Here is a 19,901-nt window from a genome sequence, read left to right on the forward strand (position 1 = left end):
CATGCCGACGGTGCCTAGCCTGCTTATCTGATTCTCATATCAAAACATAGGTGAAAGAGTTTACAGCTTTACATTCTTCCCCAATATTTCTGGCTATCTGACGACTGTTAACCCTGGCTTAACTTTTAAAACGTCCTTGATATCATCAAGCATAATAATTCCTTTTTATAATCCAACACTTCGCTGCATGCTTTGTGTCCAAGATGCTTTAAATGCACTATCTCCAGCAAATAACTTATACAGTTCTAGCTCATCTTTACGTCTTGCTAACATGACTTCTTTAAGCATTTTTTCAAACGCTAATTCTCGGTTATGTGGATCAGGGTTATTTTGGTATTTCGCTTCAAAATCAGGGTGGCTTTTCACACTTTCAGCAATGTTTATAAATTTAACTTTCTGCTCTTCAGGTGTTGCACTCCAACCTTGAAACCATCTTTCGTTAAAGTTTTTAATTATCTCGTCTAGCGGATCTTTTTCATCATCACCGCCATGAGCACCACGAGGGTTTGGGTTTTGAGGATCTAATTCCGTTTCATCATCATCTAAGCCTATGCCATAATTAAGTTTTACACGCTGTAAGCCGTAAGAGCTTAAATCAACGGAATCTAATAATGCATCAAGCTTTTCTGAATCAGGATCTTTAACGATCAATTTTGGAATTAGGAACTTAAGGAACCAAAATAACTTTTCCCACGCAACAATTTCATAAGGCATTATTGAAGCCATTTGCCCATAAATCTTCACAAATTGCTTAGCCTTGATCTTAAAATCGACTTTATCGTCATCTTCTAGCTCTAACTCAAAATTAAATCGATTAGCCGCAGTATCAATTATTGGGCTTAAGGTTTGCGCATCTTCATTATCAAAATAGCGCTTAACAAAATCTTCAACTTCGTACCATTCATAAACGCCAATATCATCCATCGCATCTTTTAGCTCATGCAATACATTTACATCAGTTGCTTCAGATAAAGTCGTTGAAGTATAAAATGGGTCAAATGCCGTTTTGATTTCATCAACACTATTAAAGAAATCGAGTACAAATAAATCCTCAGTTTTCTTACCAAGCTTAGGTGCAGAGCGATTTAAGCGTGATAATGTTTGAACACAAAGCACGCTCGCTAACTTTTTATCTACGTACATAGAACAAAGTTTTGGCTGATCAAAGCCCGTTAGGTATTTATTAGCAACAACCAACAAGCGATACTCATCAGTATCAAACTTATCTTTAGTTTCACTCTCGGCAAAGCCGTTCATTTCGGCTTCAGTATATTCAATGCCATCCACTTCTTTGGTGCCAGAAAATGCTATCGCTATTTTAAATGGGCTACCTTGAGCTTCTATCACTCGCTTTAATGCTTTGTAATAACGAATAGCTGTAACAATATTTTGTGTAACAACCATACCTTTGCCTTTACCACGTAGCTTTTTGGCGTTCACTACTTGTGGAATAAAGTGTTCAAGCATAATTTCAGCTTTGGTGTCTATGGTCTGTTGGCTGGTTTCAACGTAAGCACGTAAGCGTTTTTGCGCCTTTTTAGTATCAAATTCAGGGTTATCTTGAATTGACTTTTCTATCTCGTAATAACTTTTATAGGTGGTGTAATTGGCAATAACATCAAGAATAAAGCCTTCTTCAATGGCTTGTTTCATTGAATATAAATGAAATGGCTTAAAGCTACCGTCTTCTTGTTTTTGACCAAACTTTTCTAAAGTGCTGTTTTTAGGCGTTGCAGTAAAGGCTAAATATGAAGCATTACCTCGCATCTTTCGTGAGCGCATTGCTTGCAATACTTTGTCTTGCGCATCTTCAGCTTCCTCTACTTCAGTTTTACCCATAGCTCTGTTCATATTGTCGTGGGCAGAGCCTGACTGAGAGCTATGTGCCTCATCAATAATCACAGCAAAACGTTTATCACTTAAATCACTGATGCCATCAATAATGAATGGGAACTTTTGAATAGTGGTAATGATAATTTTCTTACCATTTTCCAAGGCAGATTTAAGCTCAGATGACTTAAAGGCAGGAGCAACAATGTTTTTAACTTCAGAGAATTCTTTAATGTTATCTCTAAGTTGTTTATCAAGTAATCGTCTATCAGTAACTACAATCACTGAATCAAATAACGGTTGCTCAATTCCTTTGCTACCTTGAATATCAGGACTAACTGGATACGTTTCTATTAACTGATAAGCCGCCCAAGTGATAGAGTTTGACTTACCAGAACCGGCAGAGTGCTGAATTAAATAAGTGTGACCAACACCGTTAGTTGAAGCATGATCAATTAAGCGGCGAACAACATCCATCTGGTGATAACGAGGAAAAAATAAGGTGCGTTTTTTCAAATCATCTTTACTACTACCATCTAAACGAACAAAGTGCTGGATGATGTTAGCAAGGCTAGTTTTAGTAAAGACCTCTTCCCATAAGTAACTCGTTTTGTGGCCGCCATTTCCTGGCAATGAGCCAAATAAAGAAGTATTTGGTGGGTTACCCTGACCATGATTATTACCTTTGTTAAACGGTAAAAAGAAGGTATTTTTACCGGCTAATTTGGTAGTCATATATACTTCATCAGTATCAACCGCCATATGCACTAAACAGCGCCCAAACTGTAATAACGACTGCGAGGTATCTCTATCATTACGGTACTGCTTTTGACCATGGTAACGCGCATTTTGGCCTGTCCATGCATTTTTCAGCTCTAGTGTTATCAACGGAATACCGTTAATAAACAGCACCATATCAATTTCTTGTAACGGATTAGTTTTAGAATACCTTAATTGGCGAGTTGAGCTGAATATATTGGCATTAAAGTTCTGTTTAACAGAATCACTACTACTCGCTAATGGTGCTGGATACATCAGATTTAAGTGCGCATCTTCAACACTTAAGCCTTTTTTAAGCAAATGCAAAATGCCATGCTTTTTGATCAGTCTATCAAAACGCTCAAGTACTTTACGCTCCCAGTCATTGGGGCTATTTTTCTTAAGCTTTTCTAGCTCGATCTCTTGTGTATTCTGTAAAAACTTCCAGAAGAACTTGGTATCCAAGGCATAATGCATATCAAAATCAGAGGGATAGCCCAGTTGATATCTAGCGTTATTAAAATCAGGTGCAGCTTCCTGCACTCCTGATTTTAAATCTTCTAAACACGAACCCGTTAAGTGTTTTTCAATTGCTGCTTCTAAAGCTTGTTCGTTGGTTTGACTAACCATTCTTAACCTCAATTCCTTTATTATTACTCATCATCATTAGCCCTTAACCACTTTAATTACTCGCCAACTCGGAGTCCCTTTTTTAGGATCTTTATCCCATACCTTTATAGCTTTTATGAACTCGCCATCATTTAGGCCATTTAATAAATATGGGGCGATAAAGGCATCACTCACAAAACCAAACCCTTTAGGGTTAAGCTTTAAATTACCTTCAATTTCTACAACTTTTTCGCTGGTTTGGTCATCAATCTTATGAACTTCTAAAACATCAGACTCTCCTTGGTCTGAAGCGACTTTAACTTCAACCCAACTACCAATATCTGGTAATCCTTTACCATAAAAAAGACCTTTTCTAGCGTTTAGCTTATTACCTAAATCTACATAAATGCTAAAGCCTTTACCTGAGCGGTGATGCGAATCAACAATGCCAGTAACCATTTCTAGCTTTTCTGTCGCGTATTGAAGTGATTTATTCGCAAGGGTTTTTATTTCAGCTTTAAAATCGAGATCATTTATGCACGAAGCATCAAACCATGTTTGTTGAACAAGCTCTTCATGTTCAGGCTTTAAGGCCCAGCCATTCTCATTGTATATTTCAATAAGTTTGCTTAAAGACGCAGATGCCAAATTAAACTCATTACTACTAGAAAATAGCTTAGCGAGGCCGAAGTACATTGGAATACAAAAAGGAGGCTCGTGGGCTTCAACAATGCCTTTACAGTAACAAGCTATTGCAGCTTTAGTATCTTCCACAACATACGTATCGGCTAATGCTCCCCACGCCCATGACTCAGACATTTTCTTACGCAAAACTAGTAGGGCCGCATTTCTAGCTTCATCAAATCGATTAGCGCTTACTAAACATTTTGAAATGTCGAACTGAAGCCAAGTTTTATTCTTATCTAATGCGTTATCTAAGGCATATTGTAAAAGGTTTAAAATACCGTCTAAATTTAATTGCCATTCTTTATGATGCTGTAACCACGCTTTACTTGTTTGCCTCGCTAATCTAACGACCAGGCTAGGATACTCCCCTCGTTCTGTAGGGTATGGTATTAAATCATCAGGTTGATATAAATTTGCGTCATAAAAAGTAAGCATTTGAATGTACGTTTGATAATGCTCACCACACCCCTTAAATAAATTAAAAAACCTGAAATCGAGTTCTTCACAAGGTACTGGTAAATTTAATTGCCCAATGCAACTAACCCATGAATTAACAACATCCTGCTCATTATTATTCGGGGCTTTATTTTGACGATTTAACACAGACTCTTGTGTCGCTTTTATTGCGGCATAACAAACCCAAAATAAAGCAGTTCTCAGATAAGTATTATTTAAATCGTTTTGGAAAACGGCATAGCCACAATTCCAGGCATCAACGAAATTACCTTGTTGCTTAAGTTCTCTAATCTGAGCGAATACTTCATTACTCATTTAAAGCGCCTTTTATTAAATCCATAACTTCTTGTGTGCTTGCTCGCTCAGGCATTACTTTTGTTGCTAAACCAGCTTTATCGACCCAAAACTTAAGTTCAATAGAATCGTTACCATCACTTAAACCAATTAACATTTCCCATTCAGATCTTTCTTTGGCCGTTAAAATATTAAAATCCGTTGAAGAATAAAATTCTTCAATAGCTTCCATTGCTTTTATTAGCCTTGGTTCATTTAGCTTGGGAGAAGTATTTAGTAATGTCTTAAGTTCATTGCATAACTCAGGCTCATTATTTTCATCAGGATAAACAAGGGTTTTAACCTTAATATTTTTATCATAAGTAAAGCGAACTCTTTGCTTTGCTCCTGAGTTATGTTCAAAAGTATACATTTCCTGATAACTATGCTGTTTAATTTCGCTAATACGCCATGCTGTATTTTGAATCTTTTTACTGACTTCAAAACATAAATATTTCAGCTCAAGAACATCTGAATCAAAACCAACGGGTGGCATAAAGGTTTCTAATTCTTGGCCTTCAGTAACACTGTAGTTAAAGCCTTTAGCAATGGTGAAAGGTGCAACTTTGCAATTACTATTTGGAATAAACTGACATTTGTATAACGGTGTTAATTTAGGGTATTTGAGTAAATTCAACTTAATATTTGTACACGTACTTGCTGTGTATAAAAATCTAAAATAAGCATCATTTGTTATCGCATCACCACTTGAGCCTCTACTCGCGTCCAAAAACACATTATTCCAATTACGCCCTTGCGCTCGGTGAACTGTCATTGAATAGGCGTAACGGATTCTTGCTGCATTTAATAATGGGCTGTAGGCAATTTGGTTCTGTACTAACTCTCTATATTTTTTATTTTCAGCATCATAATCAGGATGTTTTCCTTCTTTTAATTGCTTAACTTTTGCTTTTAAGTCTTTGAACTTTTCTTCGGCTTGTTGTCGAGCAACAATACTAAGCACTAACATCTGATCTTGATTTAATTCTGGCTTTTCAGCATGTAAATAATCAATTAAATACTTTAAGCGTACATCACCAACACTCGGTACATCACATGTAAATTCACCAATACGTACAGAAGTGGCTACATCTCGTCCTTTCAGTAAAAGTTCAATAACTTCAACATGATCCGAAACGCCAGTAACACACATGATTTCGCCAGAATGAACCCAATCGATAGTATTTTCAATTCCTTCGGGGTTATCATTTATTGCTGGAGAACTAGTATGAAAATCAACTAAGTCACCAATACACAATGAATATGGATTTGCTTGCTGCAACACTTTTAATTTTGCTGCCATATTTATCTTATGCGCAACATCATTTAATGCAGTAAGGTAAACGCCCTGATAACGCCCCATGGTTATTTCTTTACCAATGTCAGGACTATTATCTACTTCACAAACAACATCATTATTAGCGAGTGGTAACTGATTAAACTGTTTAAGCTGCATTTGCTGTGCGATATCAAATTGAAAGCCATGCAACTCTTTGGGATCAGATTCAATTTGTTGTTCTAAGAACACTTCAACCAAATCAATCCCTTTATCATTTAATGCTTGTGCAGACAAAAGACATTGGTCTAAATCGCCACGAGAAAGCTGATAAGGGTCCCCAACCAACAATAGTTTAGGCGGGGTATCACCAAATACACTCAATAAGTCATTCACCATATGGCCTGTACCAAAAATAGCGCTGTCCATATCGTAATAACTGTTGCTGATTAAATGAGACTCAACAATAACTATTACTTTATCTTTAACCTCTTCATTGGTCAGAATAATGGGATGTTTTGCTAATTCCACACCGTTTGATTTTTTAATAACGCCATCGCTTTTATTGCTATAGAGCGTTTGATATATAGAAGTGAACTCTCCACCTACCATCTCGGTATATTTTTTAGCTAACCGAGCATTCGGGGCAATTAAAAGAGGACTCAGATTTTTAGCTGAAATTAAATTAAGTATTTCACTTAGCAGAGTTCGCTTACCTGTACTCGACATACCTTTGAGAATAAGTGCTGAATTAGCAGAACTAATCCATGAGTTAGCGGCATCTAAAGCTTTTCTCTGTGAGCCTAATGGAGAAAAGTCAATATTTGATTGGTCATCTTCATTTAATGAGATTTGTTTAGTGGCGGGTTTACCATCTGGGAAGTATTCAGGAGCATCAAAAGCTTCAACAATTAGTGCCAAATCTCTATTCGACAAATCAATTTCTGCACTAGCGATAGAATCAACAGTTCTCAATGCTTTATCTAAATCGCAAATATGAAACCAACTTTTTATTTGCTGTGGTACTTGGCTCTCATCAAATTCAATTGGCTGGTGAAATATAACCAAGCCAGCGATATGCCCTAAGTTGGGACGAGACAACAGTTCAACATGACCGCTTTTAACATAATCTAGTAAAGCAAATTTGTTATTTCTAAGCTGTAGAAATGGGTTTCGGCTATTACCACCTTTAACGATAATATCATCACATTTCCAAGGACCATTTTCAGAGAAGGTAACTTCACCACCAAAGTTCTTAAAGTCAATCACGATCATGGCATTGTTTTTAACGATCAGCGCATCAAACTCTTTACCTGCAACGAAGAAGTTACCAAATAAATAAAGCTCTTCATCACGGTCTTGCCATTCAGCTTGTAACTTATCGTATAGCGTATTGAATGCTTGATTCTCGTGGCTATGATTAAATGCACCGCCTCTAAAAGCTTTAAATCCCATAATTATTCCTTGTTACCGTAATGCATTGCTAACGTACTTAACATTTCTTTCTGATGTTGTTTTATTTGATCTTCTCGCCAATCGTTTTGTTCTTTTAATAATTTGAACATGGCTTTTAATTTTAAAGAGTCATATTGTGGCTTAGCTTCAAAATCGACCAATTTCTTCTTAACCGCTTGATTGCTGTATGACGAGTTTTCACCGGGGCTTAATAAAACTAAGTTTCCGAAGGCATCTAAGAAGTCTCGTTCTAACATGTTTTGGTGTTCTTCATGCTGAGGATATACATGCTCAACAGAGTTTTTAGCCGTTATACGGTATTTTTTAAACTGCTCAAGCTGCCTATCTGGCTCTTTTTTCCACAAAATATATTCTAGTTTTTGGAACCAATAATGTTCAAAGCTAGTTCCTCTCGCTTGGGCAAAGTAGTCTACGTTTGCTTGCCAAGAAGTTACTGCTGGTTGCTGTTGTTTGGCTTGCTTGAAGCTGGCTGTTTTTTGAGTTTCAGACTCACCAGCTAATGATAAATCGTTATCAATTTTTTCAAGCAGGGCTATAGCTTGAGCATCTTCAGTAATATTGTCTTTTATCAAGATAGCAATAAATGGTGTGAGCCAATACTGAGCACTGCGTTCACCAGTAAAGTTACGCACACTTTGCAGCATAACTAATTCGTTTAACTCTTTTTGAGTACGGTTAATGTACTGTTTTCCACTTGATTCGCTTCTTGTCAGATAGGTTAAACGTAATTGTTCATCATCACTATCGTCACGCTCAACCCATTTAACCACCCAGCGATCAAACTGATAACGCACTTGCCATAACGTTTTTATAAATTCTTTAACTTCTTCTTCACTTGCTTTAGTAAGTGGCTCGAATGTTTCTAGTAACTTGTCTGCATGAACACGAGGAATAACATCATCAGTGCCATCACCTAACTCAACAGCACGGTTAGCTAAGTAAATTCGATAGGCGTGAATAAGTAACAATGGAAAACTAATAATTGGTCGGCAATAAACGGTTTCGGTTTCTAAATCGTAGGTGCCAGAATCCTTCTCGCTGTCATTATCTGTGCTTGTACTGGTATCATTATTTTTATCTGTATCCGCAGCACTTGCATTTAATTGCTCTGCTAGCTGCATAATGGTCAAGCCCTGCTTATGCGCAGTATTGCCTGCATTTTTCACAAACAGCGTTTCATCAAAACAAGACAAATGCTCTGATTGAATGTCATTCCACGGTGCATTAGGAAAAATTTTACGTACATTACGTTCGAAGTAGTTTTCCATGTGTTCGCACGCTAGCCACATAGCATCGAATAAAGGCTTATCGGTAGAAACCTGTTTGAGCAGTTTTGATTTTAAAATATCAGCCTGTTCAAGCTGTATTCCAGCAGTATTCATCGTGGCAAATAAGCGGTTTAAATCCATTTGCTTAGGTACAATATTATTCACCCATTGCACATTTTTAAAAATATAATCACCTAATAAAATACGGTCTTCATATTTGAGTGCTTTTACTTGTTGCTCTAATACTTGTAGCGCTGCATATATGCGCTTTAAGTATGGGTTTTCACCAATCGCTTCTAGCCCTGGAAATACATAATCATCTAGTCCAGCTAAACTACCTAACAAATGCTGTACTTGGTTTCGAATAGTAAATTGCAGTCTCGGCTGCTTTTTAAAAGCGGCAATATCGGCAATGGCCGAATCTACTTTTGCCATTTTAAAAGCAAGCGCAATAAGCATTAACGTGGTGGTGCGTTGCTGCCCATCAATTAGCTCATAAATACCATTACCAACTTCATCTTGCTCAATTGAGGTAAGCACCGTACCAATAAAGTAATTAGGCTCTTCTGCAACACGAGCATCATTTATATCTTTAAATAGCTTTAATACAGCTTCATCTGGCCAAACATAGGGACGCTGATAACTTGGAATACTAAATTGATATTCATTGCTTTGAATGTAATTTAACGTGAGCACTTGTGTTTCAACATGATGTTGTGTCACCTGACATCCTTTTGCATTAGCTTCATCTGTAAATACATTACCCATGTTGCTCTCCATTATTTTTGCGCATACTCATCTGATTCGCGGCTACTGTTTCAGTGCCTAAAGGAAGAATATAAGCATCCAATTCTGCGGTATAAGTGTTAGCAAGTGCTTGGGCTGAGTCACCTTCAATTACCTCTATTTCAAAATGCTTTAGTACATTAAATATAAAGCGTTTTTTAACGCTATTTTTATCAACGGCTAAATTGGCAGGGTCTGTTTTAAAGCTAAAACGATCTAAATAATCGAAACACATGTTTGGTGTATAACTGGCTACAATCCAGTCAAGTACGGGGTTATCACGGACAAACGCTGATATAGAGTTTTCTCTCACCGCTTTTTGGTTGCTTACTCTTGGGGAGTAGATAACCCGAAACAGTTTCTTAGCGGCTATGTCTAATTGCTGTTCACCAAATTGGCTAATGTAAATAAGCAATGCAGTATCGTATAACCCTTTTACATAGCTACAACCGTCAAGTTGACAGATCAGGTTTTGATAAAAATGGAAGAAGCGTGCAAGGCTGTTTCCTGCTTGAGTGGGAGTTTGTGCAGTTAGCTGCTTATTTTTGACCTTGTTGTTTTTAAATGGCTCGGTTAAGTAATTGCTTCTTAATTGTTCAAAATAGCTTAAATAATGAATAGTATTAACACCGCTATTTAATGGCTGCCTTAATTCATAACCTTGTTGCGCTTGTTTATCTATTTGACCACCATCTGGTAGGTAAGCTCGCTCAAAGCGACCAAACGCAATATCATCACCTTTACCCGTACTTTCTCCAAGTTCATTTACTACTGCGCTTCTCACTAAATGTGGTTGACGATGAGAAGGTACATTACGGTTATACAGCTTTTGCCAGTAGCGCCCTTTAACTAAAGAGCCAACAACAGGATTTAAATCGCCTAATGCCTCCCATTTAGCAGCAAATTCATTTTGGCTTTGGCGTACAATGGCTCTAAGGTGATGTGCTTTAATAATGTCTGGGCCACTTAGCCTGACACCGCCGGTATTCTGAGTTTCAAAAAAGCGATAGGCATCGTCTTCACTGCTAGTAACAACCAGCGTTAAATTTATTCTATTGGCATCAAATGTGGTAATTTGGCTAGCATTACTGCTCGTTGAGTATTCCTGTAACCACGAGAGGTTTTTGACAATTTGTTGTTGTGACTCTGGTGAGTCGTAGCTAAGCGATAATTCAAAAGGGCTAAGCTCAACTTGCCCATTAGGCGTGTTAGCTAAATATTGTACATAGGCAATCAATGCTAAAGTGGTTAAGCGTTGCTGACCATCAATAATATTTAACTGAGCATTCTCTGAGGACTGATGCAAAATAACACTGCCTAAATAATACCCGTAGGCACTATTGCTTTGTATTAAAGCGCTTTGTGCTAAATCACCTAAAAAAAGCTGATAATCACTTAGCAGTTTTTTTATTTGTACCTCGCCCCAACGGTATGGGCGCTGATATTCAGGTATAGCTAGTTCGCCATGAATTTCAGTGTTATTAGCACTAACAATACTTTGTTTACTGAATAACTGCGCTAAGGTACAACTTGCCACTTCAACCGACATACCACTTCCTTGTTAGTTAATGTCTGAATCCACTTCAGGTACTTTAATTTTGCCTGTAACAGCGCTGTTGATTAGCGTGGTTTTGTATTCTTTGAGTTTTTCGATTTGTTGGTGTTGAAGATCAACTGCTTTATCAAATTTATTGGATTCAGTTTCAACAAACTTAATAATTTGATTTTGCTCCAATTCCGGTGGAAAAGGTAATTTGAACCCGCCTAGCTTATCAGTTGGCATAGTTTTAGTTCCGTGACCAGATTCTTCAAGAATAGTCGAAAGCTCCTCATGTAAGCCATCTAATAAGTTGAGTAGATATTTTGCATTGCATTCTGAGGTTACAACCATTCCTTTCATATCTTGATTAATAGTCAATGATTTAGTGGTTATTGCTATTGGGATTTTCTTTGCCAGTATCATTCCACGCACAACAATTAAAACAGTGTTTTCAGGAAGTAATTTCACACTAGATTTTTTAACAGCTATTTCAGTGATTTTATCAATAGAATCAGCCATGTACTTAACCTTCATATCTTTGGGTGAAACCCAGCAAATATCACCACCCCAAAAATCTGAATTTTCTTTACTTGGTGTGCCACCACCTACAAATTTCACAAGATATTTTAGTTTTTTAACCTGCCAATGTTCAGGAATTTCTCCTATCCAATCGACACCAGAGTCTTTCATTGGTGCATTTGGCTTTCCTTCATAAGAGACGCCTTGAGTAACCGCTTGTTGAATGACGATTTGCTTGCGCTCTTTTAACAGCTCAATTTGCTTTTCTTTGATGGCTATCGCTTCATCAATCTGTGCTGTTTTTTTATCAAGAAAATTGGCAATGGTCGTTTGTTCAGCCATCGGTGGCATAGCCAAAAATGAATTTTTAAGCTCATCACCGTCAACGTGAGGTATTCCCATCCCGACAGTAGAACTTCTAAGTAACCGTTCTACTATTGCGCACGCATACCAAGCAAACGACTTATTAATATTATTAAAATTAATGGTCGCTACTGTTGAAGAAATTACACCTTTTCTGCTTTTTATAAATTCACCTGAATTGCTACCATCCCAAAGAAGCAATATTTCACCTTCACCAATAATACTGGCATTTGCATCTTGAACAAACTGAGTTGCCACTCCCCCTCTTAAATACTCCATACTTAGATATACAGGCAGAACGCTATCACTATCAGATGTCAGTTTTTGAGGTAATTTTCCTTTTTTAATTGATGCCAAATATTTAAACTTTTTCAACCTCCAATGAGAAGGTATATTTCCTAACCATTTATTATCGGAATTAATGTAGTTATCATATTTAGGCAGTGTTTCTAAAACATTCACAATTACACTCCATGTACAGTAGATACGTCAACATCTAGAATATCAGCAATTAACCCTTCGGCCTTTTGCTCAAGGTTGATGATGTCGGTCGCTACGTCATTCATTGCTCGCAAAGGTTTGTGCTGGTAGAAGTATTTATTGAAGCTAATTTCATAACCAATTTTGGTGCTATCGAGATTTATCCACGCTTCAGAAACATGAGGTTGTACTTCATCAAGGAAATATTGGTGAATTTCAGAGTTATCGCTATCATTATCTTCGTTATAAGTTAGCGGTACAGATTCAGCATCACGTAAGTCTGAGTTAGATTCGTATGTTGTGAACTCGTTTTTAGTTCCCGTAGCACTCTCTGTTGCGAACAGACCAAAATCAGCCAGATCAGTTTCATTACAGCCTAAGTGGTGTAAAAGCTCATCGAGTTTATCTTGTTTAAACTTAACGACTTTCTTAACTACTTTTTCAGCTTTTTCATCATACCAACTCATGGCATTCACCACTGTGGTGTAAAACGCTTTGCGTTTATTTGCTTTAATGTCGGCTAATACATCAGTTGAAACGGCTTTAAAGCGAGCTTCAACATCGGCTTTAAACAGGTTGTAATCGTTATATTCTTTGGTGATGGTTTCAGCGAGTTTGTTAGCAAGTTCAACCAGTAACTTACCGTTTTGCCAAGTATCTGTTGAGAGCAACTTAGCTTTTGCTTTAGCGTTTAAGTTAATGTCATTGTCTTCACACCAAGCGATTATTTCTTTTTCCATCGTTTTGTCGTTAACGGTAAAAAAGTCTGCTTGATAAACCTTGTTGCCATATTCAGCAAACAAGTGCTCCATTGGCTCACGCAAGGTTTTATCAAAACGTAGCGGCGCAATTAGCTCGTCTTTAAATTGTGCGCTACGTCTGTCTGGGCGTTCAATATTTACTTTGTAATAGCCAAAATCGTCATTATTAAATACTTTAGCCGCAATACCTGTTGGATCATTATACCCTTGTGAAGTAACGGTTACCTGGCGTTCAACACTTGCAGCATCAAGATAGGTTTGGGTAATTTCAGTAATGTGCTCTGGCGAGAACTCACAGTTTTTATTACCTAAATTTTTACGCAACTTTCTAAATAACAAGCTAGCGTCAATGAGTTGTACTTTACCTTGGCGATTTTGCGGTTTGTTATTGTTAAGTAGCCAAATATAGGTAGTGATACCTGTGTTATAGAACAAGTTATTGGGTAGTTGCACTATGGCATCAAGCATATCGTTTTCGATAATGTAGCGGCGAATATTACTTTCGCCAGAGCCTGCATCACCAGTAAATAAACTTGAGCCGTTATGAACTGATGCTATACGAGAGCCCAACGGGCTGCTCCCTCCTCTAGAAATGGTTGACTTCATTTTGCTGACCATTTCCATTAAAAACAGTAATTGCCCGTCAGATGAACGTGGTGTGGCGTCAACAAAGCCTTCTTTCGGTAAATTGCCCCAGTAATCTTTCAGTACAACTTGAAAGCGTGAGTCGATAACATCTGAGCCTTCTTTAATATGCTTTTGCTCACTTGCCCAGCTTTTACCGTATGGCGGGTTAGATAGACAAAAATCAAAACGTTGGCCGGCAAATTCATCTGTAGAAAGTGTTGAACCTACTTTGATATTTTTAGGATCGTTACCTTTGATCATCATGTCTGATTTACAGATGGCGTAGGTTTCGTCGTTGATCTCTTTACCGTATAAATTAATATCGCGTGTGGTGTGCTCGATCGGGTATTTTTCATTAATAAAGTTTTGTGTTTCGGTAAGCATACCGCCACTACCACAAGCAGGGTCGTAACAGGTTAATGTGAGTGGCAAGTCTGACTTAATTGGATCAAACACTAGATGAGTCATTAGCTCGATAACTTCACGTGGGGTAAAGTGTTCGCCGGCCTCTTCGTTGTTATCTTCATTAAATTTACGAATGAGCTCTTCAAACACATAACCCATACCTAAATTACTTAAGGCGGGTAGTTTATTACCTTCTGGATCTTCAACCTCATCAGGCGTTAGGTTGATGTAAGGAGAAACAAATTTCTCTAACACATCAAGTAATACGTCTTTACCTGCCATGTGTTGAAATTGAGATTTTAAGTTAAAGCACTCGATAATTTCTTTAACGTTGGCGCTGAAACCGTTTAGGTATTCTTCAATATTCGCCAAAATGATTTGGCGGTTATTGGTTGCGGTTTCTTTAATGCTGGTTAATGTCCATTTCGAGGTGTTGTAAAACACATAACCTGCGGCATCAATTAAAGGTGCATCATCAAGCTCTGTGGCTTCCATTTCCTCGACTTGGAACTTTACTTCAGCAAGCACCGCCTCTTTAGTGGGCTCTAGTAAGGTATCTAAACGGCGTAATACCACCATAGGTAAAATTACGTCACGGTATTTACCACGCACGTATACGTCACGCAGGCAATCGTCAGCAATTGACCAGATAAAAGAGATAAGTTTGTTATGTGCGCTGTGATCCATTTGTATTCCTAGTTGCATTAACCATTTAAGGTTTGCGTATATAATTCGTTAAAATCTGAGTCTGTAACCGTGCCTGGGAGTAAGGCATTCAAACTGAGGTTACGTTTTTTATTTAATAATCTGTTTAGGTTAGCGTCGAATGAATGTTCACCGTATTTAGGGTGTATAGCCATCGGAATATAGACGTATACAGGTTTTTCTTGGCCTATACGAAATGCTCGGTCAGTGCTTTGATCTTCTACGGCTGGGTTCCACCATCTTGTAAGGTGAATAACATGGTTTGCCGCCGTTATCGTTAAACCGACACCACCCGCTTTTGGTGATAGCAACATTACGTCAAATTGGCCAGTTTCACCTTTTTGAAACTCATCAACATATTTTTTACGGGTATTTCCGTCTACTTGGCCGTTAATTCTAAAAGGCCTTTTTTCAAGTTGGTATCGTTGTTGTAAATAGCCTGAGAGGTACTCTTGAACGTCAATCGTTTCGCAAAAAACAAGTGCCTTTTCACCCTTGTTTTTTATCTCATCTAGTATTTTTATAAGCGAGGTTAATCTTGCTGAACGCTTAATGACACCATCATTAATACCCGAGCCATCAAACTCTTCGGCTACTAAAGATGCTTTTCTAATTTTTTGGATAAATTTAAGAACTGCACCAGCATTGCCTTTTTCTAGTTGCACTCCCTTTACGATATTCTCGTATTCTAGTGCTTGAAGTTCAGGCATTATCATTGGTACTTCTTTGATAATTTTTTCGGGAAGCCCGTCAATATGGTCTACTTTCATCCTGCGAAGCATTAAAGGAGGTACGCTTCGTTCAACAAGTAATTCTTTTAAACGCTGCGCTTCTAAAGGGTCTGCTTCAGCTGGTTTAGCATATTCACTATGGAAGCGACTTAAAGAACCAAAAAGCCCTGGCTGTGCGGTATCAACAATACACCAAAGGTCTGCCAATTCGTTTTCTACTGGCGTACCGGTTAGCATCAACGTAAAGTCTGACGATAGTGATTTTGCCATTTCAGTAACACGCGAAACGGGGTTCTTAATTTTCTGCGCTTCATCGAATATGGTAATACCCCAATCTATCGATAGAAAATATTTGATCTTATCCCTTAATGTTTCATAAGTGGTTAACACCCAATCAGCACTGGTTAATTTTTCATTTCTTTCTACAACATTTAAGTCTTTTAATTTTCGGATACTGGGCCCGTAAGCTTCGAATAACTCTCCAACGCCGGGATTATGTAAATGTATTGATGCTTCATCATGCCAGTTTTTTAAGAGGCCAGAAGGAGCAACAATTAAAAACGGTTTATTGGGATAATCATTAGTGTCCATTAACTGCTTAACACCAGCCATGAACGTTAAAGATTGTATGGTTTTACCTAAGCCCATGTCATCCGCCAATAACGCCCCAATAGAGCCTGACTGCCAATGGTTTGCTAACCAAGCCAAGCCAAATTTTTGATGCTCGTACAAACTTGTTGTTTTAAGGCGCTGTGGTATTTGTGGTAAAAGTGGCCTTGGTGTTTTCTTTATTACTTCAAATTCAACATCTTCGATATTATCTTTTAAAATTGGCGCTTCAACAGCTAATGCAATATCTGGTTTTTCACCTTTATCTTCAAACGGTTTTAGCATTTTTATCAGAAGGTTTTTTACTTCTAATGTCACTGGTACAGTTTGGCTTTTAAAGGTGATGTTTTCTAATTCATCGTCTAATGCTACTTTAATTAACTCTAGAAGCTGTTTCATTTCTTCTAAAGTGAAGTTAACCATCATATCTTCTATAGGGAAGAATAAACGCATTTCGTCATCCGGCACCCAATCACCATCACGCTTAACAACATAAGCACACAGTTTTGGCTCCCAAACGCCTATTTGCTCAATTCTTTGGCTCACAAATTCAGGTGTTTCTACAAAGATAGCTTCTAATTCTTCGGGAGTTTCATCAAGAGATAGTGACTCGTTAATGTATTGATGCGGATTCGCCACAAAGGCTAATCGCTCTTCAGAAGGCTTTTGTTGAAACTCTTTAACGACACTTAGCACTTTACTAACACGTTCTGGTAAAACTACGTATGTGCCATTACCAATTGCATAATTGCTTTTAGCGCTGTTCCATTTTTTAAATTGTTGTTCAAATTCCTTTTGTTTTACTTTTGGCACTGCGTATTCAACATCAGATTGACTTTGAACATCCCATGACTTCTCAGAAGATGGCTTTATCAATAAAGGGTTGAAAGCACCGTGTTCTCTTATATCCAGTGTTAACCTATCGGCTCGACAAATAGTAATTGTACTTAACTGTCCATCTACTATTGAATCTTCAGGCAATAATTCTTGAACCTCACCCCACCGAACAAATCGCTCATCCAAATCGTTGGCAGGAACTAAGTTAAAATAATCAATTTGCTTTATTATACTGTAAATGGGATCAAGAATGAGTTGTTGTTCCGCACCAAGTTTAAGAACGGCACCATCTAGCTTTGCGCCAAGATAAGGTCTTCCTTCAGGGCGAAGTAATCGATAGTTTAATTTAAATCCAGGGCGGCTGATAAGGCCTTCTGCACTTACCTTTAACTTTGCATGGCTAACAGATGGCAGGCTGAGTTGTTTAGTTTCAATTTCTGTTAATGTTGCAATAAATCTATCTGAACATATCACTTTGTCTTCTAAAAATTGTGGCCGTTGTTCAGAGTCACACTCTCGAAATAAAGCATCAGCAATAACAACACTATCACCGTTAGTTAATTGGTATCGTCCCCAGCTACTCGGCCCTAGTTTTTTTTCATTAAACTCGACAGAAAACTCAAATCCCTCTGAAGTTCTAGACCAATGTAGATTAGCTTTATTAGTCATTCATATAATCCTTTGCCAAAACTCTCAGTCCAGTTAAATCGCGTATATGAGTTGATAACCTTTCTTGCCAACCGCCTGTTTCATTACCATGGTGTGCTCCTGTATGGTCACAATTAGCGATAACATCATCTCTGTTATAATGTTTTTCATAAAATGCGGGTGCATATTGAGTTGAGTTCCAAACACGATAACTACCTGAATGACTCCACTCTGTTAAAATTAAATCACCAATTTTCATTATTAAAACACTATGTCTTGAATCTCCTCCTGATAGCGAAGAGTAGTTGTGTTTTCCTTTAATAAAATTAGGTGCTTGTTCATACGCTCTATGGCCAAGTGCGAACCATGCTTCTTCAATGTATCCTTTTTTCAAGTAAGCATTCCAAAAACGTTTACGATAACGCCAATGTCTATCAGAGTCGAACTGCGTATCAGCTACATGACTTAGTAAGTTAAAGAAATCTTCCATGGTTTTTTCAACTAACCAGCTTTGGAAAACTCTTCTTGCTTCATCACTAACGCCATGCCAGCCTGATAGCTCAACCCTCGGGTCGCCATAATTCGACAGGAAAAATGTTTTTAAAGCATCCTTAACAACGGGCTGTATTTGAATATGATGTAATGACGTAAGAATAGAATCGGCTGTTTCTATTCTAAATTCAGGGTAACGCAGTTTGTCATCTAGCTCAGAAAACTCGATCAAATTCGATATCAAGCTCATCTTTTGTTTGAATGAACTCGAAGTTATATTTTCTTTAAAGTTGCTTAGGTAATGACTTAAGAAAGTTAACGTGAACTTACTGCTACTGAGCCCTTCTAATAGTCCTCTGCTTTTAAGTTCTAAGCCAATTTTACCAGTGCGAATCACACTCTGTATCAACGCTGAATGGGCATTTGTATCGAGTGTATTTCTACGAAGTATTTCAACAGATAGCCTTGCTACTTTTTTGTTTTTGCTATTGTTAAATAATGACTTAATATGGTTTTGAATGTCATTTATATACTTTTCTTTATAAGGATAAGACGCTAAGTAAGCGTTATAAAAAGCCATGATAAATCGGTAATTATCAACTTCGTTTGTGAGGTTTTTATAAAAGTTCATAAAACACCACCGCTTTATAAGTGGTTTATCCTCATCAAAATTATCAAACAAAACCCACGGTGAATGATTTATATCGTAACGAGATAATGATGAAACATTTTTGGTTTCAAACGCCAACTTCAAGCGGGTATAGATTTGCTGAAGTGAACTTTTGGATGGTACTTTAATATCACTATCGATAGTTACTTTTGTAATGTCGTTACTTGCTTTAACTAGTAATGACTCTCTAAGTGCTGGAGGCTTGTTCCAACTCTCTATTTCAAGTGATTGAAATGCAGATTTAGCAAACATTAATTCACACCTTCCGCACTAATGTTTTTCTGAACATCAGTCAATGAAGGTGGTGTCATGATAAACCGTAAATCGATACGTCTATTAGTAGGATCAGATTTTGGATATGAATAACTGTGACCAGCTACAGGTCTACCTTCTCCATAACCACTTACGGAGAAAATAGGCTGCATATTAACGTTAACAATTTGGTTTAACACCGTATTAGGAATAAGTACACGATACGCCGTAATTGCTCGACTTGCTGATAAGTCCCAGTTGTCTTTATATTTGTATGATTTCATCGGAACATTATCTGTATGTCCCTCAACAAAGATTGAGTCTATTTTACCTTGGAACCCTTCAAAACCTTCACAGTCATGATGTGTAGGAGGGTTTGCGGCGTAACAAGGGATCACTGCATCTAAAACTTTGCCAATTGTTTTTAAATTCAATTCATTTTGTTCATCTAAAGAAGCACTGGCTGTTTCAAATTGAACAGCATTTTCAGTTAGCCTTAAAACGCCGTGTTCAGCATCTACTTCGACAATGATATTTTCAGCTTCTAATTTTTTCTTCAATAATAAGAGCAATTCGCTTCTTGTTTCATCAAGGTTTGTAAACCTTTTAACGATTTCCGTTTGTGTGCGTGTAACTTCCTTTTGTTTTTGAATAGCATCTTGAAAGTTAATAATAAAAGCGACCAAGGTTATGATGAATATAAATAGCAAACCAGACATCATATCACTTACAGATATGAGGTATCCGGCACCTTCGTCTTCTAACAGGTCATGTTGGCTCAT

The 19,901-nt window shown here is 37.6% G+C and carries 10 protein-coding genes; all 10 read right to left on the minus strand.

Annotation, left to right across the window (positions count from 1 at the left end; genetic code table 11):
- Positions 1-165: 165 nt before the first annotated feature.
- Genes J8M01_RS20795 through J8M01_RS20840 form a run of 10 tightly spaced genes read right to left on the minus strand, consistent with a single transcriptional unit; the run spans position 166 to position 19,901 of the window.
- Positions 166-3,219 carry a type I restriction endonuclease subunit R gene (locus tag J8M01_RS20795; RefSeq protein ID WP_211059199.1) on the minus strand — a complete coding sequence of 1,018 codons (3,054 nt, stop codon included), beginning with the start codon at positions 3,217-3,219 and terminating at the stop codon, positions 166-168.
- Between the two features lie 36 nt (positions 3,220-3,255).
- Complete coding sequence (locus tag J8M01_RS20800) at positions 3,256-4,656, minus strand: hypothetical protein (protein WP_211059200.1); 1,401 nt, start codon at positions 4,654-4,656, stop codon at positions 3,256-3,258.
- On the minus strand, positions 4,649-7,405 hold the full coding sequence (locus J8M01_RS20805; RefSeq protein ID WP_211059201.1) for an NERD domain-containing protein: 2,757 nt from the start codon (positions 7,403-7,405) through the stop codon (positions 4,649-4,651). Before J8M01_RS20805 ends, J8M01_RS20800 begins: the two co-directional genes overlap by 8 nt.
- A gap of 2 nt (positions 7,406-7,407) precedes the next feature.
- Complete coding sequence (locus J8M01_RS20810; protein ID WP_211059202.1) at positions 7,408-9,462, minus strand: DUF262 domain-containing protein; 2,055 nt, start codon at positions 9,460-9,462, stop codon at positions 7,408-7,410.
- Entirely contained in the window at positions 9,455-11,029 is a 1,575-nt protein-coding gene (locus J8M01_RS20815) for a DUF262 domain-containing protein (protein WP_211059203.1), read from the minus strand. The genes J8M01_RS20810 and J8M01_RS20815 overlap by 8 nt, the downstream gene beginning before the upstream one ends.
- A 12-nt stretch (positions 11,030-11,041) precedes the next feature.
- Positions 11,042-12,364 (minus strand): restriction endonuclease subunit S, encoded by a 1,323-nt coding sequence (locus J8M01_RS20820; RefSeq protein ID WP_211059204.1) that lies wholly within the window; start codon positions 12,362-12,364, stop codon positions 11,042-11,044.
- Positions 12,365-12,366: 2 nt separating this feature from the next.
- A complete protein-coding gene (locus J8M01_RS20825) occupies positions 12,367-14,862 on the minus strand; it encodes a class I SAM-dependent DNA methyltransferase (RefSeq protein ID WP_211059205.1) in 2,496 nt (831 codons plus the stop codon).
- Between the two features lie 17 nt (positions 14,863-14,879).
- Positions 14,880-17,726 carry a DEAD/DEAH box helicase gene (locus tag J8M01_RS20830; RefSeq protein WP_211059206.1) on the minus strand — a complete coding sequence of 949 codons (2,847 nt, stop codon included), beginning with the start codon at positions 17,724-17,726 and terminating at the stop codon, positions 14,880-14,882.
- On the minus strand, positions 17,719-19,119 hold the full coding sequence (locus tag J8M01_RS20835) for an EH signature domain-containing protein (protein WP_211059207.1): 1,401 nt from the start codon (positions 19,117-19,119) through the stop codon (positions 17,719-17,721). Before J8M01_RS20835 ends, J8M01_RS20830 begins: the two co-directional genes overlap by 8 nt.
- Positions 19,119-19,901: an OmpA family protein gene (locus J8M01_RS20840; protein ID WP_211059208.1), complete on the minus strand. Its 783-nt coding sequence runs from the start codon at positions 19,899-19,901 to the stop codon at positions 19,119-19,121. The genes J8M01_RS20835 and J8M01_RS20840 overlap by 1 nt, the downstream gene beginning before the upstream one ends.

It is taken from the genome of Pseudoalteromonas sp. MMG005, from assembly GCF_018101015.1.
In the GTDB taxonomy this organism is placed as follows: Bacteria; Pseudomonadota; Gammaproteobacteria; order Enterobacterales; family Alteromonadaceae; genus Pseudoalteromonas; species Pseudoalteromonas aurantia.